This is a genomic window from Rhodococcus opacus B4, assembly GCF_000010805.1.
Classification (GTDB): Bacteria; Actinomycetota; Actinomycetes; order Mycobacteriales; family Mycobacteriaceae; genus Rhodococcus_F; species Rhodococcus_F opacus_C.
Genome location: NC_012522.1, coordinates 331,514 through 352,739, shown reverse-complemented (window position 1 = coordinate 352,739; position 21,226 = coordinate 331,514). Strand labels below are relative to the sequence as shown.

General features: G+C 67.2%; 27 protein-coding genes and 1 pseudogene. 11 read left to right on the top strand and 17 right to left on the bottom strand.

What is annotated here, in order from left to right; translation table 11 throughout:
- Positions 1-210 precede the first annotated feature (210 nt).
- A complete protein-coding gene (locus tag ROP_RS01585) occupies positions 211-531 on the bottom strand; it encodes a hypothetical protein (RefSeq protein WP_043826159.1) in 321 nt (106 codons plus the stop codon).
- 241 nt (positions 532-772) lie between these two features.
- On the opposite strand from ROP_RS01585, the gene ROP_RS01580 reads away from it, so the two are divergent.
- The 3 genes from ROP_RS01580 (at position 773) to ROP_RS01570 (ending at position 2,821) form a co-directional block, all read left to right on the top strand.
- Positions 773-1,480 (top strand): SDR family NAD(P)-dependent oxidoreductase, encoded by a 708-nt coding sequence (locus ROP_RS01580; RefSeq protein WP_012687594.1) that lies wholly within the window; start codon positions 773-775, stop codon positions 1,478-1,480.
- Positions 1,477-2,535: an S-adenosylmethionine:tRNA ribosyltransferase-isomerase gene (locus ROP_RS01575; RefSeq protein ID WP_012687593.1), complete on the top strand. Its 1,059-nt coding sequence runs from the start codon at positions 1,477-1,479 to the stop codon at positions 2,533-2,535. The genes ROP_RS01580 and ROP_RS01575 overlap by 4 nt, the downstream gene beginning before the upstream one ends.
- A 91-nt stretch (positions 2,536-2,626) precedes the next feature.
- The gene (locus tag ROP_RS01570) at positions 2,627-2,821 is read left to right on the top strand and encodes a CsbD family protein (RefSeq protein ID WP_012687592.1); all 195 of its coding nucleotides are present in this window, start codon (positions 2,627-2,629) and stop codon (positions 2,819-2,821) included.
- A 26-nt stretch (positions 2,822-2,847) separates the two neighbouring features.
- On the opposite strand, the gene ROP_RS01565 is transcribed toward ROP_RS01570, so the two are convergent.
- The 12 genes from ROP_RS01565 to ROP_RS01510 form a co-directional block, all read right to left on the bottom strand.
- Positions 2,848-3,180 carry a gas vesicle protein K gene (locus ROP_RS01565; protein WP_012687591.1) on the bottom strand — a complete coding sequence of 111 codons (333 nt, stop codon included), beginning with the start codon at positions 3,178-3,180 and terminating at the stop codon, positions 2,848-2,850.
- Positions 3,173-3,382, bottom strand: coding sequence for a gas vesicle protein (locus tag ROP_RS01560; RefSeq protein ID WP_012687590.1), 210 nt, complete (start codon positions 3,380-3,382; stop codon positions 3,173-3,175). The genes ROP_RS01565 and ROP_RS01560 overlap by 8 nt, the downstream gene beginning before the upstream one ends.
- 3 nt (positions 3,383-3,385) lie before the next feature.
- Entirely contained in the window at positions 3,386-4,165 is a 780-nt protein-coding gene (locus ROP_RS01555; protein ID WP_012687589.1) for a GvpL/GvpF family gas vesicle protein, read from the bottom strand.
- Positions 4,152-4,559, bottom strand: coding sequence for a gas vesicle protein (locus ROP_RS01550; RefSeq protein ID WP_012687588.1), 408 nt, complete (start codon positions 4,557-4,559; stop codon positions 4,152-4,154). Before ROP_RS01550 ends, ROP_RS01555 begins: the two co-directional genes overlap by 14 nt.
- Positions 4,556-4,846, bottom strand: coding sequence for a gas vesicle protein (locus tag ROP_RS01545; protein ID WP_012687587.1), 291 nt, complete (start codon positions 4,844-4,846; stop codon positions 4,556-4,558). Before ROP_RS01545 ends, ROP_RS01550 begins: the two co-directional genes overlap by 4 nt.
- A gap of 6 nt (positions 4,847-4,852) precedes the next feature.
- Positions 4,853-5,104 (bottom strand): gas vesicle protein GvpG, encoded by a 252-nt coding sequence (locus tag ROP_RS01540; RefSeq protein ID WP_012687586.1) that lies wholly within the window; start codon positions 5,102-5,104, stop codon positions 4,853-4,855.
- Between the two features lie 3 nt (positions 5,105-5,107).
- Positions 5,108-5,896, bottom strand: coding sequence for a GvpL/GvpF family gas vesicle protein (locus ROP_RS01535; RefSeq protein ID WP_043824031.1), 789 nt, complete (start codon positions 5,894-5,896; stop codon positions 5,108-5,110).
- Positions 5,896-6,306: a gas vesicle protein GvpJ gene (gene gvpJ, locus ROP_RS01530; RefSeq protein WP_012687584.1), complete on the bottom strand. Its 411-nt coding sequence runs from the start codon at positions 6,304-6,306 to the stop codon at positions 5,896-5,898. The genes ROP_RS01535 and gvpJ overlap by 1 nt, the downstream gene beginning before the upstream one ends.
- Positions 6,303-7,460: an SRPBCC family protein gene (locus ROP_RS01525; protein ID WP_043826157.1), complete on the bottom strand. Its 1,158-nt coding sequence runs from the start codon at positions 7,458-7,460 to the stop codon at positions 6,303-6,305. Before ROP_RS01525 ends, gvpJ begins: the two co-directional genes overlap by 4 nt.
- A gap of 5 nt (positions 7,461-7,465) precedes the next feature.
- Positions 7,466-8,173: a hypothetical protein gene (locus ROP_RS01520; protein WP_012687582.1), complete on the bottom strand. Its 708-nt coding sequence runs from the start codon at positions 8,171-8,173 to the stop codon at positions 7,466-7,468.
- Between the two features lie 290 nt (positions 8,174-8,463).
- Positions 8,464-8,793 carry a hypothetical protein gene (locus tag ROP_RS01515; protein WP_012687581.1) on the bottom strand — a complete coding sequence of 110 codons (330 nt, stop codon included), beginning with the start codon at positions 8,791-8,793 and terminating at the stop codon, positions 8,464-8,466.
- A 429-nt stretch (positions 8,794-9,222) separates the two neighbouring features.
- The gene (locus ROP_RS01510) at positions 9,223-10,266 is read right to left on the bottom strand and encodes a cupin domain-containing protein (RefSeq protein WP_043826152.1); all 1,044 of its coding nucleotides are present in this window, start codon (positions 10,264-10,266) and stop codon (positions 9,223-9,225) included.
- A gap of 380 nt (positions 10,267-10,646) precedes the next feature.
- On the opposite strand from ROP_RS01510, the pseudogene ROP_RS01505 reads away from it, so the two are divergent.
- From ROP_RS01505 to ROP_RS01475, 7 genes and pseudogenes are all read left to right on the top strand, one after another.
- Positions 10,647-11,851 (top strand): annotated as a pseudogene (locus ROP_RS01505) (serine hydrolase domain-containing protein).
- A 41-nt stretch (positions 11,852-11,892) separates the two neighbouring features.
- On the top strand, positions 11,893-12,942 hold the full coding sequence (locus ROP_RS01500) for a sigma-70 family RNA polymerase sigma factor (protein ID WP_012687577.1): 1,050 nt from the start codon (positions 11,893-11,895) through the stop codon (positions 12,940-12,942).
- A gap of 102 nt (positions 12,943-13,044) precedes the next feature.
- Positions 13,045-13,563, top strand: coding sequence for a toxin-antitoxin system HicB family antitoxin (locus ROP_RS01495; RefSeq protein ID WP_012687576.1), 519 nt, complete (start codon positions 13,045-13,047; stop codon positions 13,561-13,563).
- 49 nt (positions 13,564-13,612) lie between these two features.
- On the top strand, positions 13,613-14,491 hold the full coding sequence (locus ROP_RS01490; protein WP_012687575.1) for a DUF4097 family beta strand repeat-containing protein: 879 nt from the start codon (positions 13,613-13,615) through the stop codon (positions 14,489-14,491).
- Positions 14,491-15,453: a daunorubicin resistance protein DrrA family ABC transporter ATP-binding protein gene (locus tag ROP_RS01485; RefSeq protein ID WP_043824028.1), complete on the top strand. Its 963-nt coding sequence runs from the start codon at positions 14,491-14,493 to the stop codon at positions 15,451-15,453. The genes ROP_RS01490 and ROP_RS01485 overlap by 1 nt, the downstream gene beginning before the upstream one ends.
- Positions 15,450-16,238 carry an ABC transporter permease gene (locus ROP_RS01480; protein ID WP_012687573.1) on the top strand — a complete coding sequence of 263 codons (789 nt, stop codon included), beginning with the start codon at positions 15,450-15,452 and terminating at the stop codon, positions 16,236-16,238. Before ROP_RS01485 ends, ROP_RS01480 begins: the two co-directional genes overlap by 4 nt.
- Before the next feature lie 127 nt (positions 16,239-16,365).
- Positions 16,366-16,752, top strand: coding sequence for a hypothetical protein (locus ROP_RS01475; RefSeq protein ID WP_012687572.1), 387 nt, complete (start codon positions 16,366-16,368; stop codon positions 16,750-16,752).
- Positions 16,753-16,763: 11 nt separating this feature from the next.
- Here ROP_RS01475 and ROP_RS01470 read toward each other — a convergent pair whose 3' ends face one another.
- Positions 16,764-17,690, bottom strand: coding sequence for an LLM class F420-dependent oxidoreductase (locus ROP_RS01470; RefSeq protein WP_043824026.1), 927 nt, complete (start codon positions 17,688-17,690; stop codon positions 16,764-16,766).
- A 176-nt stretch (positions 17,691-17,866) separates the two neighbouring features.
- Here ROP_RS01470 and ROP_RS01465 point away from each other — a divergent pair, with 176 nt between their 5' ends.
- A complete protein-coding gene (locus ROP_RS01465; protein ID WP_012687570.1) occupies positions 17,867-18,361 on the top strand; it encodes a DoxX family protein in 495 nt (164 codons plus the stop codon).
- 134 nt (positions 18,362-18,495) lie between these two features.
- Here ROP_RS01465 and ROP_RS01460 read toward each other — a convergent pair whose 3' ends face one another.
- The 3 genes from ROP_RS01460 to ROP_RS01450 form a co-directional block, all read right to left on the bottom strand.
- Positions 18,496-18,813: a chorismate mutase gene (locus ROP_RS01460; protein WP_012687569.1), complete on the bottom strand. Its 318-nt coding sequence runs from the start codon at positions 18,811-18,813 to the stop codon at positions 18,496-18,498.
- A gap of 136 nt (positions 18,814-18,949) precedes the next feature.
- Positions 18,950-20,350, bottom strand: a complete 1,401-nt coding sequence (locus ROP_RS01455; RefSeq protein WP_012687568.1) for a phenylacetate--CoA ligase family protein — start codon at positions 20,348-20,350, stop codon at positions 18,950-18,952.
- Positions 20,351-20,472: 122 nt separating this feature from the next.
- The gene (locus ROP_RS01450; RefSeq protein WP_012687567.1) at positions 20,473-21,207 is read right to left on the bottom strand and encodes a hypothetical protein; all 735 of its coding nucleotides are present in this window, start codon (positions 21,205-21,207) and stop codon (positions 20,473-20,475) included.
- Between the last annotated feature and the right edge of the window lie 19 nt (positions 21,208-21,226).

The window sequence follows — 21,226 nt, the reverse complement described above, 5'->3', positions numbered from 1 at the left end:
GGGAGGCGGGTGCGGCAGATTCGCCGTCGTCGGGCACCGTCCCCGGTGAGTGCGGCATCGGCACGGCGCGAGCCGCCAATCTGTGCGGCTCGAAAACAGTTGCGTCGACGTCATATTCGCTGCTGCGCGCAGAGTCCGCCGCCCACGCGAAGCCGGAGAGCGAGTCCGGCAGTGCTTCACGCTTCGCCGCGGTGTGATGGATCGGCACTGTCACTCGGCGTTGCCGGTCGGGAAGTATACCGACCCGTCACTACCCACGCAGCCGCCCTGGACCGGACCGGGTCCGAAATACGCGCCGTTGACCGAACCGGCGCCACCGGAGGAATTCGATCCGACTCCGGCGCCCGCGACGCCGACCGCCCCGCAGGTGTAGCTGTTCGAGTCGCCCGGCTCGCTCTCCACCTGAACCTGGGTGCCGGGGGTGTTCGGATCCCCGTGCAGGTTCGGTGCGGCGGCCGCGATACCGGGTGCGGAAAAGGCGGCGAGGGCAGCGGCTGCTGCGATCGCCGAGCGCACTGCGACTGTGTTCATGGCAAAGTCACTCTCGATTCGGTCGGCGCCGCGATTCGGCTCGCGGGCATCCAGGCGGGTCGTGGCACGTGGCGCATTCGTCTCACGGTAGGAATTCATTATCGTCCGTTCCGCCCGGGAATCCCACCCCTCGGTGCGGGCGCCCCAGAGGAACCGGCACGGCAGCACACCGCCCCTTGACATCAAGTGGACTTCAGGTTTCAGGATGGTGCCAGATGTCACTGGAGGCAAGGAGTCTGCGATGAACGGCACCAGAACGGCGCTGATCACTGGGGGATCGACAGGATTGGGACGAGCGAGCGCACTTGCGCTCGCGGAGCGCGGCTGGGAGGTGATCGTCACCGGACGGCGGGTCGAACCGCTCGATCGGGTCGCCGCACGGGGGAGCGCCATCACTGCCGTCCTCGGTGACGTGACGGATCCGTGGCACCGCGAGCGCATCACCGAGGCGATCGCGGAGCGGAGGCGACTGGACCTGCTCCTCAACAACGCCAGCGCTCTCGGCCCCAGCCCGATGCCCGCCCTGACCCGGTACCCGGAGGACGCGCTGGCCCAGGTCTTCGCGACGAACGTGCTGGCCCCGATCGCGTTGATCGCCGCACTGATCGGTCCCGTACGGGCCGCGGAGGGGACAGTGATCAACATTTCCTCGGACGCCGCGGTCGAGGCCTACGCGGGCTGGGGCGGCTACGGGGCGGCGAAGGCGGCGCTCGACCACGCGACCGCGGTGCTCGCGGTCGAGGAGCCGGATCTCGCGATCTACGCATTCGATCCCGGCGACATGCGCACCGCGATGCACCAGGCGGCATTCCCCGGTGAGGACATCTCGGATCGGCCCGAGCCGGAGACCGTGGTCCCGGCTCTGCTGAGACTGCTCGACACAAGACCGCCGAGCGGCCGCTACCGTGCATCCGACTTCGCGGTCGCGAACACCGGAGTGTCGTCGTGACCCGGGCGGGCAGCGACTCCGTGACCGAGTTCCGGTTCGTCCTGCCGCAGCGATTGGAGGCCAGCGGCCCGCCGGAGGAGCGGGGCCTGCTGCGCGACTCCGTGAAGCTGCTCGTGTCCGACCGGGGCAATCTGGTGCACAGCACATTTCACGACCTGCCCCACTTCCTCCGCTCGGGTGACGTCGTGGTGGTGAATGCGTCGGCGACGTTGGCCGCGGCAGTGGACGGCACCGTCGACACGGTGGGCCCGGTGGTCGTGCACTTCTCCACCGAACTCGAGGGCGGCGAATGGGCGCTCGAGGTGCGAGCGCCGGGCCTGGTGTCGGGAGCCCTCGACTCGGTCGGGGCGGGAGTGCGGATCAGGCTGTCGCGCGGCGCCGTCGCGACACTCCATGAGCCGTGGCCCCGGGGTTCGACCCGGCTGTGGCGGGCCTCGATCGACGGTGTCGCGGACGTAGCCGCGGAACTGCTCGCCACCGCGGGCCGTCCGATCACGTACGCGTACATCCACGATCGCTGGCCACTGGGCTACTACCAGACGATCTTCGGCCGCACCGGTGGGAGTGCCGAGATGGCTAGTGCCGCTCGGCCGTTCACGCATCCGATCGTCACCGAGCTCGCGACCTCGGGGGTGGTGACAGCGCCGATCCTGTTGCACACCGGTGTCTCCTCGCCCGAGCGTGGGGAGCCGCCGATCCCCGAGCGGTACGACGTGCCGGAGCACACGGCACGGCTGATCAACGATCGACGCGCTGAGGGCGGTCGCGTCATCGCGGTCGGCACCACGGTGACCAGGGCGCTCGAGACCCGGGCAACGCCGGACGGGCTGGCGGTGGCGGGTGGGGGCTGGACGAACCTGGTGCTGAGTGCGCGGAGACCGGCCCGGGTGGTGGACGGGCTGATCACGGGTTGGCACGCGCCCGGGGCATCCCATCTGATGTTGCTCGAATCAGTGGTGGGAGCGGCGGCCGTCCGACGCGCCTACGACGAGGCGCTCGCGCGCGGATACCTGTGGCACGAATTCGGGGACAGCGCGCTGTTGCTGCGGCGGTGACCACACGACCGGATGCGACGCCGCACGCGGCGTGATTTGAATCCGGTGATGCAGGGCAATCGGGAGGGACCGCAGAGGACAGGACAGCGTCATGAACATGGGAAAGAAGATCCGGCACCGGGTCGAAACCGCCGAGGGCGCCGCCAAGAAGGCCGTCGGCAGAGCCACCGGCAACGCCCACCTCGAAGCAGAGGGAAGCAAAGAACAGGCCCGTGGCAACGCCAAGCAGATGGGCGACAAGGTCAAGGACGCGGGGAAGAAGATCAAGAACGCCCTCAAACACTGATAACGGCGGCGCTCGGTCAGCCGGTCCTATTCGTTCGACAGCAGCGGACCGAGCGGTCCGAGGTCGATGTTCAGGTCCTCGGGTGTGAGATCGAAATGATCACGCAACTCTGCCATGCGTTCCTCGAGCAGCATGAGCGTCGTGCCGATGCGTTCGATCTGGTCGTCGGTGAGGTCGCCGTGCTCGACTCGGCGCAGCGCCTGCCGTTCCATCAGCTGCCGCAGTAGCTCGACGATCGTCAGTACGAGGGTGACCAGGCCCTTCTCGACGGATTCGGGGTCCGCGTCGATCCGCTGTGGAAGAACCCGGCGGCCGATCTCGCTCGGGGCGTCCGAATCGGCGGGCTCGGACTCAGCCATCGGCGGAATCCTGCTCGGCCGGATCCGGAACGAGTGCGCTCACCGACGCGATGAGCGTGCGCAGCGAGATGCGGACCATGTCGACGTCGGCGAGCGACAGCGTGATCTCACCGGTGATGACGACACCACCGCCCAGCACCCGGTCGAGTAGATCGACGAGCGCGATGCGGCGGGTGTCCTCCGTGGGGACCATCTCGCTCATGGCTCACCCGTCGATCCCGGCGAACGAATACGGCGGCCACGGTCCGGTCAATTCCAATGTGATGCCCGGACGTTCGGTGTCGAGTGCAGTGACGAGTGCAGCGAAACCCTCGATCCGATCGTTGTCGACGAGGTAGGTGCCGTTGAAGATCATCCACGCCCGTTTGCCGGTCAGCACCGGATCGGTGACTTGCCGGCGCAACCCGTCGACGGCCTGCTCCAGGAGCGCAGCGTGAATTTCTCCCGCATGGTCTGCGGCCTTGCGTTCGACGTCCTGCTGCGCGCTCAACTCCGCGCGGCGGCGCAGGAGATACGCGGTTCCCTTCCCTGCCGCACCGGTCGGGGACGGCTCCTCCTTCACATCCTGCGACAGGATCTTCGCGTCTCCGTATCCCTTGACGCCCCATTCGCTGCGACCGGTCACCCGGCGCAGCGTCGCACCGAACTCCTCCCGTCGTTCCGTGAGGAGGACGCGGACGCGGTCGTCGTCGAGGTAGAGGGTCGCCAACCGCAACGGAACGGTGGGTCCACGGCGCGTTACGGCCGCCACCACGGCGTCGTGTGCTCTCGCGGTTGCGGCCAGCCAGTCGAGGTCCTCGAGTTTGCGTTGCAGGGGTTCCTGCCCGAATTCGCTGAGACTCACCGTCCCCACCACAGCGACGAGACCCGCCGACGCCACAGCCCGCACCGGCTCGCCCGCCACACCGGTGACCTCGGCGAGTTGCGCGTCGTCGACGCTGTCGGTGGTGATGCTGTAGAGCCAGACCCCGTCATCTGCGGTCATCGTCCCGCTCCTGACGGCTCGCCTCCACCTCGACCGTGTCGGCGTCCTCGACGGCGGGGCGAACCGACCTGTCGGACTCGAGTTCGGCGATCCGCTCCCGCAACTTCCGATTCTCCAGTTCGACGTCGCTGTTCTTGCCGGTCAGCCAGGGGTCGTGCTCCCACCAGTCGATGCCCACTTCCTTCGCGGTTTCCAGCGACGCGATCACCAGGCGCACCTTGATGGTCAGCAATTCGATGTCGAGCAGGTTGACCTGGATGTCGCCCGCGATCACGAGACCCTTGTCGAGCACCCGCTCGAGAATCTCGCCGAGATTCGTCGACTGGTGCCCGCCGCCGAATCCGCCGCCCGAACTCTGCGGGAGGTTGCTCGCACCGCCGCCGACGACGGTCATGACTGCGCACTCCCACTGTCACCGACACCGCGGATGTAACGGCGGGTTCTGCGATAGGACAACAGTTCTCCATCCAGATCCAACACCACCTCGTACAACGCGAGCATGTCCGTCGACGACGGGATCCGACGATCCTCGACCACCTCCACTTCCACCGTCCAGCCGTCGTCGGTGGGCATGACCGATGTGGCACCGAGGGGTTTCTTGCCGGTCAACTTCGCGACGTCACGCGTCGCGATCTCGGCGATCTCCGGTGCAGGCAACGGAGGTGGCTCCTCTTCTGCCATCTCCCATCACTCCTTCTCCGGACTGTTGGGCCGTGCCGTTCCGGTCATGCGGTCGAGGATGGCCTGCTGTGCCTGTTCCTCCTCCTCGGCGGAGATCTCACCCGACGCGCGAGCGTCCTCCAACTCCTCGAGAGCGCGACGCGCGCTTGCAGGATTATGGAGTTCCTCCTCGACCTGCCGCTGGATCAACTCGGCCAACGAGATCACCCCACGCACGGGGGCGAGCGGCAGCGTGACGATGAACGACATCAGGCCCATCGGTCAGCCCTCCGGCTTCTGCGTCACCACGAAGTCGTAGGCGGCGAGAGGCCCGAGCAGGCGCATCTCGACGCGGCCGTCCCACCGTTCGGCCAGTTCGCCCACCGCCTTTTCGAGGTCTTCCTGCCGGGCGACCTCGACGAGGACGGCGACCTGCGCGGCCTCCTCCTCATGAGTCGGTTCCCGGACGTTCACCGAGTCGGACAGCGATTCGAGCGCCTCGACGACCGTGCGCGTGTCTTCGTCCCGTTTGGCCTCGATGCCGTTGCTGATGATCTCACCCAGAGCCATCCGCGCGTCGCGGGTGGTCTCCTCGGGCTGATCACGGATCGCGTCGACCAGTTCACCCGCTTGTTGGTTCTCCTCGATGATTTCGCGGAGGATCGCCTCCTCGACGTATCGCCCCTTCACGACGTACTGCGCTCGGCCCTCGAGTTCCTTCAACGCGGCAGCGAACTCGTCGGCGTGTGCTTCGAGCAACTCCTTCTCGACGGCGTCCTCGTCGGTCATGACCGCCCCGAAACGAAGCGGGAGTACCGGCGCCACACCCGACGTACCGTCCAGCAGATGCGCATGCGCCTGGAGATCCTCGGGTTTTCCGAGTGGCCGGTCCACCGAGATCTCGCTGACGAGTGCCGCGATGTCGCCGTGCGTGACGATGGCGACCGGCCCGTCACACACGCCGACCGCGTCCTCTTCGGCTTCCACGTCCGCAGGCACGATGCCGTACACATAGACACCGCTGGTCCGCGGCTCGTCGGGTGCGTCGTTGGACTTTTCTGACGTAGACATCACTTGTCCCCTCGACTGGACTTGCGCGAAACCCGTTCGCGCTCAGGTTCTTCCTGTCCGCCGCCGAGGATGTCGCCGAGTTTGTCACCCGCGGCCTCGAGCGCGCCCTTGGTCTTCGATTTGGCACCGCCCTCGGTGACCGATCCGACCAGGTCCGTCAGGCCCTTCGGCTCCCCACTGCCGATCTCCAGCCGGTTCACTGCCTCCGCGAACCGCAGGTAGGTGTCGACACTGGCGACGACGACGCGCGCGTCGATCGTCAGCAGTTCGATACCGACCAATGACACCCGCACGTAGGCATCGATGACGAGGCCTTTGTCGAGGATGGTGTCGATGACGTCGGCGAGGCTACTGGAGCTTGGGCCGCCGCTGACTCCACCGCCGCCGCCCGCGGGTTGTATTGCCGTCATTGCCGGGCTCCTTGCCGCGAGCCGGCGGCTTTCTTGGCCGCGGTCTTGCGCGGGCGACCCCGCCGCTTCGGGGCTGCTCTCTCCTCGGAACTTGCCGCGGTCTTGCGTGGGCGACCTCGGCGCGCCGGCGGGGGCGTTTCCTCGTCCTCGTCGGTGTCCTCGGACTCGTCTTCGTCGGTCTCCTCGGATTCCTCCTGCTCGGGTTCCTCTTCCTCTTCCTCGCTCTCCTCGTCTTCGTTGTCGTCGGTTTCTTCGAGTTCCCCGGACTCGTCCGGCTGCGTCTCGTCCTCGTCCTGCTGTGTCTCGTCCTCGTCGGGCTCGACAACCTCGCCGTCACGGATCTCCCCGCGCCAGCCGACCACCTCGTCGGGATGGAGAACCGACTGCGTCATGACGTGGCGCCCGAAGTGCTTCAACTCGAGCCGCGCTCGTCGTCCCGGCGCCCGCCATATGTTGCCCGTCTTCTCGAACAGACCCTTCGGGTGATACTCGAGGATGAGTACGATGCGGGTGAGATCGGGGGTTACCTCGTGGAACGTCACGGCGCCGTCGACATAACCCTTGGCACCCTTCGAGTGCCACACGATCCGCTCATCGGGCACCTGCTCGATGATCGACGCTTCCCAGGTTCGGTGGGACAAGAACACCTGTGCCTTCCACTCGAGCTTCTCGTCCGATTCCTGCTCTACCCGCTCGACCTTCTTCATGAAGGAGGGGAAGTCGGCGAACTGGGTCCACTGGTTGTAGGCGAGCTGGACCGGGACTCCGACATCGAGCGTCTCGACGATGTTGGTCAACTTGAGCTTCTTGCCTTTGCTGCCACCACCACCCGTGACGGCCTCCTTGACGTCGGAGGCGGTGTCCTTGGCCATCTGCTTGGCGCTCTCCCAGCCACCGCTCACCGCGGATTTGATCGGTGATTCACCCTCGGCGAGCTTCTCGGAACCGGTCACAGCGGCGAGCAGTCCTCCGCCGCCGCCCTCGGCGTAGTCGGTGAGCCTGCCGGATGCGTTCTGCACCTTGTCGGTGACCGACGAGAGCGCTTTCTCCGTCACCGTGCCGACCAGCTTCTGCAGTGCATCCTGCAGCACGCCCGACGATCCGTTGCCGTCTCCCGGTGCGGCTTCTCGCAGTTTCTTCGCGGCGTTCGTCATCGTGCTCACCGTCCGCCGCGCCGGACGGGCGCGGAATCAGTCGTGGCTTTGGCGCGTGTCCGACGGCCGCGGGCCGGGGCTTCCTCGTCGTCCTCGTCGGATTTCGCGCTGCGCGACCTGCTCGTCGGCCGGGAGCTGCCGTTGCTGGACGCGCGCCGACGCGCTGCCGGTCGTTTGCGCCGAGGGGGTTCGTCCTCGTCGTCGGAGGGTTCTTCCTCTTCCGGCTCCTCGTAGTCCTCGTCTTCTTCGGCGTACTGTTCGTCCGGCTCTTCGTCGACTTCGGATTCGTCGTACTCCTCGTCCTTGGACCGACCACGTCGCTTGCGACCGAGTTTCCCGAGACTGCTGAGTTTGCCTACCGAGTTTCCGACACCGCCCACAGTGTCGTCGACGGTGTCGCCGACGTCGCTGACGGCTTCGCCTCCGCCGGACAGAAGCCGGTTGTTCAGCTTGTTGATGCGTTGGCTTGCGGCGGTGACCGCTGCGGCCTTCGCCGCGCTGACCAGCTCTTCCCGAACCGAGTCGCTGATCTTGGCGAACTCGGGAGAATTCGCGAGCACCTTCGTGCCGCGTTCCAGTAAATCGCGTGGCCCGCCGGGGAAGCGTCCGGTCGCACCCGCAGCCGCGAGCATCAGTGCCATTTTCATCCTGTGTGTACGGCCCAGCATGTACCCCGCGCCGACGGCCAATGCCACCTGACCTTTGGTTTTCATCGTCGAACCCCTTTACCGAGTAGTCGCCGGCGCACCTCTCGCCAACTTCGGCAATGTGTCGCAGGACCGTCCTCGGTAATGTGTCGCAATACCGTCCGCGGTAAGGGGTCGCCGTCTCCCGACTACCCCAGTCGCGGGACGCTCAACCAATGGCAGGAAACTGGGTTCGGCCCACACACCGCCGGGTACGCCGTCCGCGCATCCGCACGAACGGCGACGAGATCGACGCATCGCGGGTGTAAATCGAGAAGTGTTGAGCAACAACGCCTTTCCTGGGATCGGCGGAAATGTCACTGGGTGGCGGCTCGCACCGCTGCGACGATCACTGCGACAAGAAGAACCAGCAGAAGAATTACGAGTAATACGGGCCCGAGCAGGAGCGCGACGACGAGAAGCAGGATGAGGCCGAACTTGGCTTTGCCGCTCAAACCGGAGACCAGCGCCTTGATCGCGGCCCACACCGGATTCTTGCCCGTCAGGGCGGCGCGAATGCCTTCGAGTCCGGCTCCGACCCCGGCGTTGCTGTGTACCACCTCGTGGACGAGGGCAGCCAACCATTCCTTGAATTTCTGCCGAAGATTCTGCGCCTCCATCTCGCCGCGGTCCCGCAGTGCGTCCACGAGGCGGCGAACCTGGTCCTTCAGCCACTCGGTGACGTCCCCGAAGTCCGGAGCAACCGGATCGGGCAGGCGCGTGCGACCGGAGCCGGAGGATCCGGAAGGGGCTGGTGCTCGGGACCCCGTGTCTCGGGGACGCTTCCGGGCCGTCGACTTCGTGGCGGATCCGATGCCGGCGTCCGTTCGCGACGGCCGGGACCCCGTCGGCTTCGTCCGTCGAGGAAGGCCGTGCCGTGTCGCGGCCGAAGTCGATATCGAGGCTGCCGGCCGCCTGGGCGGGAGCGGTCGCCTCCGTGGCAGCCGTCCCGGGGGTGCGTCGGCGAGCGCCGTCGACCCTGTCGTCGTCCTCTCTGGTGCGCCCATATACCCCAATTACCCTCGGGAAATTTCTTGAAACCGAAGCGGGATCGGCGGTAGTGAGGGCGCGGACGGTCAGCGGTCGTCGAGCGGGTTGTTGCGGGTGACGATGAGCGGATCGGCGGGGGTGAACGGAAAGTTCGGCAGGTCGCCGATGTGGGTGTCGAACGTCGCGGCGAGGACTTCGCGGGAGTACGCGCTGACCGACGCGCGGTATCCGATGTCACCGGGTGTCGGTTGGTCGAAAAAGATCAGGAAATGGATGTCGTCGGAGCCCACGACCTCGATGTGATGCGGGTACGCGCGGGGAATGAAATACACGTCTCCCTGCTCGAGATACCAGGTGTCGAGTGTGCCGTCCGGGTCCATGACCGTCATCCGCGCCGATCCCCGCCGCACGTAACCCATTTCGGCAGTGATCGGATGCCAGTGCGGTTCCCGCATTCCGTCCTCGCGGATCCGCAGAGAGTACATCGACAGATCTTTCAACGCGGGCCAGAACTGGACGCGTGCGAGGTGGGCGGAGCCGACAGCGAGGCTGAGGACCGGATTCTGCTCCTCGACGGCGAACTTGTGAGCGTCGGAGAATTTCGCCGCCGGCGGCACCACGGGATCGCCGATTCGTGCCGCCAGGGCACGGTCGGCGGTGTTGCGCCGGAGAGCCGCGAAGTCCGAGGCGTCGAGATCGTAGGTGTTGCCGAGGACGGCATCGGTCATCGCGCCGAACGCCGCTCCGAGCCCGAAGTCCTCGGGGCGCTCGCTCCGGAAGGCGATGACGAATTCCGCGACCTCGTCGCCGATGTTCTCGATATGGTGCAGCGATCCCGAATCGATGTGGAACATCTCGCCGGCGCCGACCGTGAAGGTGGAGAACGCGCTGCCGGTGTCGAGCACGGAGACAAGTGACGTTCCGGACAGGCAGTAGGTGAGTTCGTTGGCATTGGCGTGCCAGTGCGGGGTGCGCATCGCTCCGGGATTGATCAGCACCCGCTTGATCGACAGACCCTGCAGGATCGGGAAGGTGTCCGCTGTCACCCGGGTGATCGAGCCGAGGTCGGATTGCTCGACGATCTCGCCGTCGGTCAACGAGGTGTTGTGAATGCTGCGTCGCGTGCTCATGGATGTGCCTTCCGTGTCGGACGGTTGCCTGGGGACGGCCTCGGCGGTGGGAAGCAGTTCGCGCATACAGGTAGAAGTATGTCTTTCCGCAGTGAAATGTTCCGGTGATCGCGACGGAGCGGATGGGCTCCCGGGCTAGGATTCGAAAGAGGTCTGCCAGCTGGTGCCGCCCGTCGGCGCGGTGCTCGAACCATGGCGCCGAGGCGGTGATGGCGACGATGAGGGATTCCCCGGCGGAGTACGTGCGGGACCGGAGAACCGGAGTGGATCGGTTCCGCACACTGCGCGCCACCCGCATTGCTGTGCTCGCGGCATGCGGCGCCCTCGTGATCGCGGGGTGCTCACCCACGTCCGAGCCGACAACCTCGGAGAACGGTTCACTGCCCGCCGCGACATCGGCGACGGGGACCGCGGCTTCGGGTTCGGCGCTCAATTCCATCGATCCGGCCGCGTTCCAGGCGGCGGTCGATGCTGCCGCCGAGGAGTTGATGATGCCCGGCGCGGTGGTACAGCTCCGCACCCCTCAGGGAAACGTCGACGCGGTGGTCGGCACACCACGGAACTGGGAGCGGACACACCGCCGGATGCGCAGACCCGTTTCCGGATCGCGTCGAACACCAAAACCTTGACGGCGGCGCTGACGGTACTGCTGGCACAGGACGGCAAGCTCCGGTTCAGCGATCCGGTGTCCACCTACGTCGCCGACGTGCCGGGCGGCGAGAACATCACCATCGCACAGCTGTTGACGATGCGCAGCGGGCTGTACAACTACACGAGTGCGCCCGAGTTGGCGGCGGGTTTGGACAGCGACCCGGCGAAGGCATGGACGCCTCAGGAGGTCCTGACCATCGCGTTCAGCCGGCCGCCGGAGTTCCCGCCCGGGACGTCGTACGAATACAGCAACACCAACTATGCGTTGCTGGGTCTGATCGCCGAGAAGGCCGGCGGTCGCCCGCTGGCCGAGCAATTCCGGGAACGGTTGCTCGGGCCACTGGGGCTGAACCAGACCTCGCTTCCCGCCGCCGACGACACGGCCGTCCCGGATCCGTATTCGCACGGTTACATGTACGGCGAATCGGCCTATGCCCTGGTCGACGAGCCGTATCCCGCCGACATGCAGGCCGCCGCGCGGGCAGGGACACTTCAACCCCTCGACTACACCAACCAGAATCCGTCCTACGCCACCGCCGCCGGGGGCGCCATCTCCACGGCGGACAACCTGGCCACGTGGATCCGGGCGCTGGTCTCGGGCGAGGTGCTGAATCCGGAATACCAGCAGCAATGGCGGGACAGTCTGCAACCCGAGGACCCGGACGCACCGGATGGGCAGCAGTACGGCTACGGGATCAGCTACCAGCGTTTCGGGCCGGACGCGTCGATGTACTACCACGGCGGTGAGCTGCCGGGCTTCAACTCGTTCATCGGGTACGACCCGGACAACGACGTGACGCTGGTGATCTGGGCGAATCTGACCCTGTCGCCCGAGGGCGAGACCACCGCGAACGCGTTGCTGCCCACCGTTCTCGACGAGATCTATGCCGGGATGTCGCTGGCGCCCACACCGGCCCCTTCCCCCACCAGGTGATGCGCGGTGCACGAGCCGCCGGTGGGGCAGAATCGTCGGTTGTGAGCGACAACTCCGTTCGAACACCCCACGCGTCGGCAGATGCCGAGGACGACGACCTGGCCCGAGCCCGGGACGGAGACGACGCCGCGTTCACTCGGCTGGTCGGGCCGTTGCGCCGCGAATTGCACGCCCACTGCTATCGCATGCTCGGCTCCAGTCACGATGCCGACGACGCCCTGCAGGACGCCCTGCTGCGAGCGTGGCGCGGTGTCGCGAAGTTCGAAGGCCGCAGCACACTGCGCTCCTGGCTGTACACCGTTGCGACGCGCACGTGCCTGGACGCCGTCGAATCGCGCGGGAGGCGAGCCCTGCCCGTCGACCTCGGTCCGTCCAGTGACCGCGCCGTCGTCGGCGACGTCCCGCTCACCGAGGTGGCGTGGCTGGGTCCCTACGCCGATGCGGGACTGGTCGCCGGTGTGGCGGGGCCGGCCGCCCGCTACGAGCAGCGCGAGGCCGTCGAGCTGGCATTCGTTGCGGCATTACAACATCTGCCGGGCAATCAGCGAGCGGCCCTGCTGCTCTTCGAGGTCCTGGGGTTCTCCGCCGCCGAGATCGCCGCGGTCATGGAGACGACGACGGCGTCGGTGAACAGCGCGTTGCAGCGGGCCCGGGCGATCGTCGCGAACAAGATTCCGTCGGTCACCCAGTCGCGAACGCTGCGCGAGATCGACGACGCCCATCTGCGTGCCCTGGTCGCCGGGTACTCGACCGCGTTGGAACGCGGTGACGCCGATGCTCTGGTTGCTCTGCTGACGGAGGACGTCACCTGGTCGATGCCTCCGATGGGGCACTGGTATCGCGGTCTGGCCGCGGTCACCGATTTCGCGGTCCGGGTGCCGCTCACGGGATGCGGTTCGTGGCGCCACCTGCCGGTTGGTGCCAACGGCCAGCCCGCCGTGGCCTTCTATCTGTGGGACGAGGACGCCGGAACCCACCTCCGCTGGTCGATCACGGTGCTGACCCTGCGCGGCACCAAGATCGCGGAGCTGACCTCGTTCATCGGACCGGAACACTTCGAGCCGTTCGATCTGCCCCAATCGATGCCGTGACCTGCGCTCGTGGTCACCGATTGCGTCGCCGCGAGTTCACGGTGGCACCTTCACCTCAGGAACACCCTTGCAGTGGTGCCATAATGGTGCCATGATGGCACCATGGATCTCACACCCTATGTCGCGTCCCTCCGTCACGAATTGGCCGTAGCCGCCGCGGCCGGGGGAGAGGACGCCCGCGCCCTCGCCGAGCGACTCACCGCGCCACTGGAGTCCGGGGTCCGGCTCGCGCTACTCGACGCGCTGTCCGCGGCCGCCGGCGAAATCACCCGCGACCTCGCACCGGGTTCGGTGGACCTCCGCCTCCGCGGCCGTGAGCCCACGTTCGTCGTCACTCCCGCGCCCGTCGAGCAGTCGTTCGAGGAGCCGGCCGCGTCCGGTCCTGGCACGTCGTCGCCGCGGATTCCGGAGGTGGAAGACGGCGCCATGACCCGGATCAATCTTCGTCTCTCGCAAGACCTCAAGGACCGCGTCGAGGAGGCCGCTCGGGAGGCGGGACTGTCGGTGAACGCCTGGCTCGTCCGGTCCGCGGCCGCAGGGCTGGAATCCGACGGGGGCAGTGGTCGTTCCGAACGGCGGGCCCCACGCAGCAACGACCGATTCACGGGCTGGGTGCGCTGACCCGACCCGCCCGCACCGACATTCGCCCACCACATTCCGGAGGACAACCATGCCCACATTCAGCACCCCGGCGCCGATCTCGGCCACGGTCGAACTCGTCGTCGGCGACGCGCGGATCACGGCGACCGACCGCGACGACACAGTCGTGGACGTGCACCCCAGCGACGGCTCGCGGGAATCGGACGTTCGCGCCGCCGAGCAGACCCGCGTCGAGTATTCCGCGGGAAGACTGCTGGTCAAAGCGCCGAAGCAGCGCGGTCTCGGCCTGTTCGGCAAGGCCGGCTCCGTCGACGTCACCATCGCGCTGCCGACCGGCTCCGAGTTCGAGGGCGAGGCGTCGGTGGCGACATTCCACGGTGCCGGACGGCTCGGTGCATGCCGGGTCAAGACGTCGGCGGGCGACGTCCACCTCGGCGACACGGGCCCGCTCGACGTGCACACCGGTGCCGGCGCCGTCACCGTGGACCACGTCGCGGGAGATGCGGACCTGAGCACGGGGTCGGGAAAACTCCGCGCCGGTGCGATCGACGGCAGCGCCGTGATCAAGAATTCCAACGGCGACAACTGGATCGGCACGATCGCCGGCGGTCTGCGGGTGAAGACGGCGAACGGGGACATCTCCGTCGACGACGCCCGCGCCGACCTCGCCGCCGCAACAGCGAACGGCGACATCCGAATCGGTCAGGTGACGCGGGGCGCGGCGTCGGTCGAGACCGGCCACGGCCGAATCGAGATCGGCATCCGCTCCGGTACCGCCGCACGTCTCGACGCGCACACGTCCTTCGGGAAGGTGCACAACCACATGGACTCCGTCGACCGGCCCGAATCGACGGACGACAAGGTCGACGTGCGCGCCCGTACCGGCTTCGGCGACATCGTGATTCGCCGCGTTGATACCCAGGAATCGACCAGTCGAAAGGCACAGTGATGACAGCATCGATCACCACCCGGTCCGCGATCACCACCACCGGGCTGCGAAAGTCCTACGGCGACAAGCTCGTCCTCGACGGCATCGACCTCGACATCGGGGAGGGAACGATCTTTTCGCTCCTCGGGCCGAACGGCGCCGGCAAGACCACCATGGTCCAGATTCTGTCCACCCTCGTCGCGCCAGACGGTGGCGACGTCCGGATCGCGGGTCACGATCTGACGCGCGAGCCCGATGCGGTTCGTTCCACCATCGGCGTGACCGGCCAGTTCTCCGCGGTGGACAATCTCCTCACAGGTCGCGAGAACCTGATGCTGATGGCTGATCTGCACCACCTGCGCCGCGACGCGGGCCGTGCCCGGGCGACGGAACTGCTTGCCCGGTTCGATCTCGTCGAGGCGGGAGCGAAGCCGGCCGGAAGCTACTCCGGTGGCATGCGCCGCAGGCTCGACCTCGCGATGACCCTCGTCGGCGATCCCCGGATCATCTTCCTCGACGAGCCGACGACCGGCCTCGATCCGCGAAGCCGCCGCGCCATGTGGCAGATCATCCGCGAACTCGTCGCCGACGGGGTCACGATCTTCCTCACCACCCAGTACCTGGAGGAAGCAGATCGGCTTGCCGACCGGATCGCGCTCCTCGACGGCGGCCGGCTGGTCGCGGAGGGAACACCCGAACAGCTGAAGAGGCTCGTTCCCGGTGGCCACATCACCCTGCAGCTGCCCGGGGTGCGTGAACTCGACGCGGCCTCGCGACTCCTCGGCGACGCGCCCCGGGACGAGGAATCGCTCACCCTGCAGGTTCCCGGCGACGGCAGCGTGCACTCGTTGCGCGCGCTGCTCGACCGCCTCGACCACGCGTCGATCGAGGTCGAGAACCTGACCGTCCACACACCCGATCTCGACGACGTCTTCCTCGCGCTCACCGAGCGCGCCACAACCAGGAAAGAGAGCGTGCGATGACGACCATGGGTTACGCGCTGAGCGACTCGGCGACGATGCTGCGACGCAACCTCCGGCACATGATTCGGTACCCGTCGGTGACGGTGCTCCTCGTCGGGATGCCGATAGTTCTCCTCCTGCTCTTCGTGTACGTCTTCGGTGGCACGCTGGGCGCGGGTCTCGGTGATCCCGCCGGCGGCCGCGGCGCCTATATCGACTACGTGGCACCCGGAATTCTGTTGATGACCGTGGCCAGTGCGGCCCAGGGAACCGCGATTTCGGTCGCCACCGACATGACCGAGGGCATCATCGCCCGGTTCCGGACGATGGCGATCGCACGGGTGTCCGTGCTGACCGGGCACGTCATCGGCAGCATGATCCAGACACTGATCAGCCTCGTGCTGGTCGTCGGTGTCGCCGTGCTCATCGGGTTCCGGCCCACCGCCGGGATCGGGGAGTGGGTGGCGGCGACGGCGGTGCTCGCGATGTTCGCGTTCGCACTCACCTGGCTGTCCGTCGCGTTCGGGCTGGTGTCCAAGAGCGTCGAGACGGCGAGCAACCTCCCGATGGTGTTGATACTGCTGCCGTTCCTCGGCAGCGGATTCGTTCCCACCGACTCGATGCCGGCCGGTCTCCGGTGGTTCGCCGAGTACCAGCCGTTCAGCCCTGTCATCGAGACCGTCCGCGCACTGCTGCTGGGCGGTCCCGTCGGCAGTAGCGCAGTACTCGCGGTCGGGTGGAGCGCCGGCATCGCGCTGTTCGGTTACCTCTGGGCGAAAAGACTGTTCAACCGGCGCGTGAATTGAACGCTTTCGCCCGTGCCGATGGGCGCTCACCGCGGTACTCTTCCGATGCCGCGGTTTCGCCACCGATGATGCAGCCGCAGGTTACAGTCGGAACCGGTTTTTCCTTCTTCAGCAGGGTGGGATCGCGATGAACTTGATCAAGAAATCGGCAGCATCGGTCCTCGTCGCAGCGACGGTGACACTCGGAGCGGGTACGGCGCACGCCGACCCCGTCGTACCGAACCCGGGAATGCCGGCACTGGCGATCCCCGGCCGGCACGAGGTCGACAAGCAGAAGGCCCTCGAGAACATGCTCAACGAACTCGGCGTCGGCTGGGCCAACGGGGGAGCGGCCGGCACGGCGATAGGCGCGCTCATGGGTCTCGGCGTCGGATGTGTCTCGATGTTCCCCGGCAGTCTCGCCGGCTGCATCATCGGCACGCCGATCGGTGCGATCACCGGTGCGATCGTCGGTATGGGACAGGGCAATCCCAGGGCGGCGCAGGCCATCCAGGAGTACATCAACACGCCGTGAGTCGTTGTCCGTCAATTTTGTTCGCGGAGTCGGCGGATCACGGGGGCGAACACCTCCAGATACGGCTCGTGGACGGTGATGTACGAGAAACCGTAACGCTCCCGATGGCTCCGGAGTTGCCCGGCCATCTCCTCCACGGTTCCCACGAGGACGTACGGGGTGCCGAGGACGTCGTCCACCGACATGGTGCCGCCGAGCCGCTCGGCGATCTCGTTCGCCGCGGCCCGGCGGTCGTCCGTCTCGACGACCAACTGGACCAGTAGATGCCATTCGATCCTCTCGGCTCTCGCACCGGCGTGTGTCCGTACGAACCGAATTCGCTCGGCGGCCTCGTCCGCGGTGGCGAGACGGAATGTGCCCGGGGGCCGGCCCGGAATCTGAAACGTCCCCGCGACACCGACGATGTCGGCGTGGGCGGCCGCGATCCGCAGCACCCTGTCGCCGGTACCGCCGATGATCAGGGGTGGACCCGAGCCGCCGAATCCTCGACGCTGCAACGGTCGTGGCACGGTGCGGTCCTCCGGTAGCTCGGCGAAGTCCGTCGTGAAGCACGTGCGCAGCCCGTCGACCAACTCCGACAACTGCTCGACCCGGCCGCCGAAAGCCTTCCATTCGACACCGGCGGCGTCGAACTCCCACTTCATGTGCCCCGCACCGAGACCGACCTCGAGTCTTCCGTCGGTGAGGACGTCCGTCGTCGCGATCTCGCGAGCGAGCAGGGCGGCGTTCCAGAACGGTGCGTTGAGCACCAGAGTTCCGACCCGCAGTCCGGTGGCGCCGGCGACCGCCACCAACAGGGGGAACGGAGCCGGGGCGCCGAGATGGTCGGCGGCGAACACGGTGTCGTAGCCGGCGCTCTCACCGAGCCGGCATCGATCGAGAAGGGCATCGCGGGAGTCGAAGCCGAAGATGTTGAACGAGAATCGGAAATCGCGCATGGACAACACGATGCACCCGAAGTGGCTCTGCCGGTGCCGAATGCGACGGGTGAACGCCGCGACTTCAGCGTCACGAGTGTGATGCTTGCCACACTTGGCCGAGTTTTCCCACGTGGCCGGGCTCAAACGCCCCGCAGGTGCAACGCTTAGGGCAGGCATGCCTTATCTTCTGCGATGTGACAAACAAGAGGATCTCACGCCTTCGCGGCGCCAGTGTCGACTATGCCATCGCGGCGTTTCGCGTGGTTATCGGCTTCCTATTCTTCTGCCATGGAACTTCGACGTTGTTCGCGTGGCCGACCGCGCCTCACAGCGGGCACACCGCAGCGGTAGGTGCCTGGCCGAGCTGGTGGGGTGCCGTGATCCAACTCGTCTGCGGCGCCGCGCTGTTCCTCGGTCTCGGGACGCGAATCGCGGCGTTCCTCGCCTCGGGTTCGATGGCGTACGCCTACTTCTGGAGCCATCAGCCGGACGGTGCTCTCCCCATCCAGAACAACGGTGAACTCTCTGCCATCTTCTGCTGGGCCCTGTTCCTGATGATCTTCCTCGGCGGCGGTGCACTCTCGCTCGATCGCCTCATTGCTCATGGCGTGCGCACCGCACGGGTCGACGACGAAGCTGCCGCCGGCGAGCCCGGATCCACGGACGAGTTGCGGGAAGTGAACGCCTGAAGGACGTCTCGTGAGCCCGGGCGATGACTGCCATCTCCCGGATCGCGCCGAACGAGCGAACAGTGCCCAGCGTCGCGAAGACTGCTGGGCACTGCTCTCGCGATCGGTATCGACCGAGGTGGGTGTCGGTACGGCTACCGTGTTCGGTACGTCGACGAAAAGGGCGGCCGCGCCAGCCGGAGCAGTTCCAGCGCCAGCAGCGAACCCCGGGGGCCCAATTCGTCCTGATAGCGGCGGATCACGTCGGTCTCCCCGCCGAGCGCGACCATCGGTGCACCGGACTCGACGCGGGTTCGAGCGGCGAGCTGTGCGAGAACGAGGCGGCGATTGACCGCGTCCAGAATCTCCGCATCGAGCCGGGCGATCTCGGCGTGAACGCGAATTAGATCCGTGCCGTCGGAGACTGCGCCTGTGGCGTCCTCGGTGACTGCCCCGGAATCACTGTCCGTCATCGTTGCTCCTCGACTGGGTGACCGTGTACGACCATCGTCGGACGGGAGCGGCCGCAGCGACAGGCACCCTGGGGTGAGGATCGGCGACCCCTGCCCGGGCCGGCCTCCCGGGGGAGTGCCACGAACCACCTGCGCGCTACCGCAGTGCGATGAACCGCTGCAGTTTCCCGCTCGCCTGATGACGCTGTAGGTGGTCGACGACCTCGATCCGGACTTGCGGATCGGACAATCCCTGCCGGCGCAGCGCCGCGGCGACAGCAGAGGTCAGCCGGGCGACGTCGGGGTCGCCGACCGCGAAGATCTCCGCACCGTCGACGGTCTGCCTGACCTGGTACTCCGAGACACGCGGATCTGCGCCGAGGACGTAACGAAATGTGCTCGCGGGCACAGTTTTCGTCCCGTATCGGAAATCGTCGTCGCGCCGCCCACCGATGTCGGCGACGCGCACGAAGGCACTTCCGCACGGGCAGGTGCCGGGCAGCAACGTGACCTGATCGCCGAGGTCGTAACGGATGAAGGGAAACGTCCGGTTGGCGAGGCCGGTGGCGAGCGTTCGGACTGCGGGCGCATCGGCGGCGACCGGGGCGCCACCGGCGTCGACACGTTCGAGCACCACCTCGTCCTCGCACACGTGCAGACCTTCGCCTTGCCCGCAACCGACTGCTTGCACGCCGATCTCGGTCGACCCCCAGAGGTTGTGGATCGGCACGGACCAGGCTTCGTCGATGGCCTGCCGATCCTCGTCCAGCAGTGGCTCGGAGTTGGTGCTCACCCGGACGGGGCGGACCTGCAGATCCCCGGACAGGGCGGCCCGGGCGAGCCGTCCGATCACCGACGCATAACCGACCAGGTGCGTGGGGTGGGCGGCGGCCACCGCGGCGAGGATCTCGTCGAACGGTGCACCTGCCGGGATGACGACGGTCTCCATCCCCGGTGCCGTCGGCACATCGAACAGTGGGGTGCTCGCGTGCGGGGGAACGCCGGCGGCCAGCACGGCGAGACGCGACGAAGGCCGCATCGGTACCATCCGTTCCTCCCGCGCCTGTACCCGCCAGGCCAGGCACGCGGCCGACACGTAGAACTGCCAATCCCACACGTAGACGCCGCGGACACCACTCGATCCACCCGAGCTGAAAATCTGTTCGTCGTTCGGGGTGTACGAAAACCATTGCTGCTCGGCCAGAATTCGTTCGGCCCGCGCGCGATCGAGGTCACCGGTGGTGACGATCGCATCCCACTCGTCCTGCGCGTCCTGCTTGGTCATCATCGGCAGCGACGCCAGGTCGGCGACCGTGGCCGTCGACGGATCGAGACCGCGGAGTCGCCGGGCGTGGAACGGCGACCGTTCACGGGCGTGCGAGAGCAGGGCCCGTAGCCGCGCGGTCCGGTAGTGCTCGATCTGTTCTCGTGGCCATTCCAGGCGTCCCGTGTGGTCCCCGAGGGCCGCCTGAACCGCATTCACCTGGCCGGCGCGCACACGCGCGTACGCCATGTGCCCCGGGTCGTCCGACCCGTCTCCGGGTACCGATCGGGACATGACGGCCTCCGCTCAGGTCGGTCCGGCGTACCACTGTCGTCCCTGCGTATTCGAGTCTCGCACAGCGGGGTCCCGATCGTCATGGCTGTACGCGGGCCCGTGGTGTTGCGGCCGGTACGGGTTCAGCGTCCGGCAGGCGCGCGGCCGTCGGTGTGCACCTTCCGCAGGAGACGCTTCAGCGTTCGGGCGTCCCGCCACCCGAACGACGTGCGGTCCACGGCGCGGCGTTCGAGCATGTCGACGATGCGGGCGGGAACCGCGACCCGGTGCTGCACCGCGCTGTCGAGGACCTCGAGGACCGCGCGGTGGGGCCGGTCGTCCTCGAGTGCGAAGCCCGCATCGTGCAGCGCCTCCGCAGGCAGTGCCGGCCGCAACGCCGAGACCACCTCGTATGCGAACGCGTGGAAGTCCTCCCGGCCGAAGGCGCTGCTGAACGTGACCGTGGCGGTCGACCCGAGAAGTTCGCTCTCGCGGGCCAGGCGGGGGAGTTGTCGCTGCCAGTCGGGTGCGGCCGTGATACCTGCCCCGGCGATCACGCCGACCGCGCCGAGCATGCGAACGTGTTCGAGCCACCCGTGCGGAGGCACGACGACACCCTCGAAGAGGACGTCCGTGCCGTCCTCGATCAACAGGGTGCGTCCATCGGCCGAGTGCAGCGACAGCACAGCCGACGGCAGGTCGTCGACGCCGTCGAAGGCGGGGCTCGGGTTCCGCCACCCGCGCCCAGCCAGGTTCTGCAGCAACGTATGCCGCGATCCGGGCTCGACGTCGTAGTCCAGCGCCACCCAGGGCGTGCCCCGTCGGTTCGCTGCGGTTGCGTGGTAGATGGCGACGGCGTCGACTGCTGTGTCCCCCATGGATCGTTACGATGCCACA

Coding starts and splice junctions, on each gene's coding strand:
- ROP_RS01585 (WP_043826159.1), bottom strand. CDS start 531: ATGAACACAGTCGCAGTGCGCTCGGCGATCGCAGCAGCCGCTGCCCTC.
- ROP_RS01580 (WP_012687594.1), top strand. CDS start 773: ATGAACGGCACCAGAACGGCGCTGATCACTGGGGGATCGACAGGATTG.
- ROP_RS01570 (WP_012687592.1), top strand. CDS start 2,627: ATGAACATGGGAAAGAAGATCCGGCACCGGGTCGAAACCGCCGAGGGC.
- ROP_RS01565 (WP_012687591.1), bottom strand. CDS start 3,180: ATGGCTGAGTCCGAGCCCGCCGATTCGGACGCCCCGAGCGAGATCGGC.
- ROP_RS01560 (WP_012687590.1), bottom strand. CDS start 3,382: ATGAGCGAGATGGTCCCCACGGAGGACACCCGCCGCATCGCGCTCGTC.
- ROP_RS01555 (WP_012687589.1), bottom strand. CDS start 4,165: ATGACCGCAGATGACGGGGTCTGGCTCTACAGCATCACCACCGACAGC.
- ROP_RS01550 (WP_012687588.1), bottom strand. CDS start 4,559: ATGACCGTCGTCGGCGGCGGTGCGAGCAACCTCCCGCAGAGTTCGGGC.
- ROP_RS01545 (WP_012687587.1), bottom strand. CDS start 4,846: ATGGCAGAAGAGGAGCCACCTCCGTTGCCTGCACCGGAGATCGCCGAG.
- ROP_RS01540 (WP_012687586.1), bottom strand. CDS start 5,104: ATGGGCCTGATGTCGTTCATCGTCACGCTGCCGCTCGCCCCCGTGCGT.
- ROP_RS01535 (WP_043824031.1), bottom strand. CDS start 5,896: ATGTCTACGTCAGAAAAGTCCAACGACGCACCCGACGAGCCGCGGACC.
- gvpJ (WP_012687584.1), bottom strand. CDS start 6,306: ATGACGGCAATACAACCCGCGGGCGGCGGCGGTGGAGTCAGCGGCGGC.
- ROP_RS01525 (WP_043826157.1), bottom strand. CDS start 7,460: ATGACGAACGCCGCGAAGAAACTGCGAGAAGCCGCACCGGGAGACGGC.
- ROP_RS01520 (WP_012687582.1), bottom strand. CDS start 8,173: ATGAAAACCAAAGGTCAGGTGGCATTGGCCGTCGGCGCGGGGTACATG.
- ROP_RS01510 (WP_043826152.1), bottom strand. CDS start 10,266: ATGAGCACGCGACGCAGCATTCACAACACCTCGTTGACCGACGGCGAG.
- ROP_RS01495 (WP_012687576.1), top strand. CDS start 13,045: ATGGATCTCACACCCTATGTCGCGTCCCTCCGTCACGAATTGGCCGTA.
- ROP_RS01490 (WP_012687575.1), top strand. CDS start 13,613: ATGCCCACATTCAGCACCCCGGCGCCGATCTCGGCCACGGTCGAACTC.
- ROP_RS01485 (WP_043824028.1), top strand. CDS start 14,491: ATGACAGCATCGATCACCACCCGGTCCGCGATCACCACCACCGGGCTG.
- ROP_RS01480 (WP_012687573.1), top strand. CDS start 15,450: ATGACGACCATGGGTTACGCGCTGAGCGACTCGGCGACGATGCTGCGA.
- ROP_RS01475 (WP_012687572.1), top strand. CDS start 16,366: ATGAACTTGATCAAGAAATCGGCAGCATCGGTCCTCGTCGCAGCGACG.
- ROP_RS01470 (WP_043824026.1), bottom strand. CDS start 17,690: ATGCGCGATTTCCGATTCTCGTTCAACATCTTCGGCTTCGACTCCCGC.
- ROP_RS01460 (WP_012687569.1), bottom strand. CDS start 18,813: ATGACGGACAGTGATTCCGGGGCAGTCACCGAGGACGCCACAGGCGCA.
- ROP_RS01455 (WP_012687568.1), bottom strand. CDS start 20,350: ATGTCCCGATCGGTACCCGGAGACGGGTCGGACGACCCGGGGCACATG.
- ROP_RS01450 (WP_012687567.1), bottom strand. CDS start 21,207: ATGGGGGACACAGCAGTCGACGCCGTCGCCATCTACCACGCAACCGCA.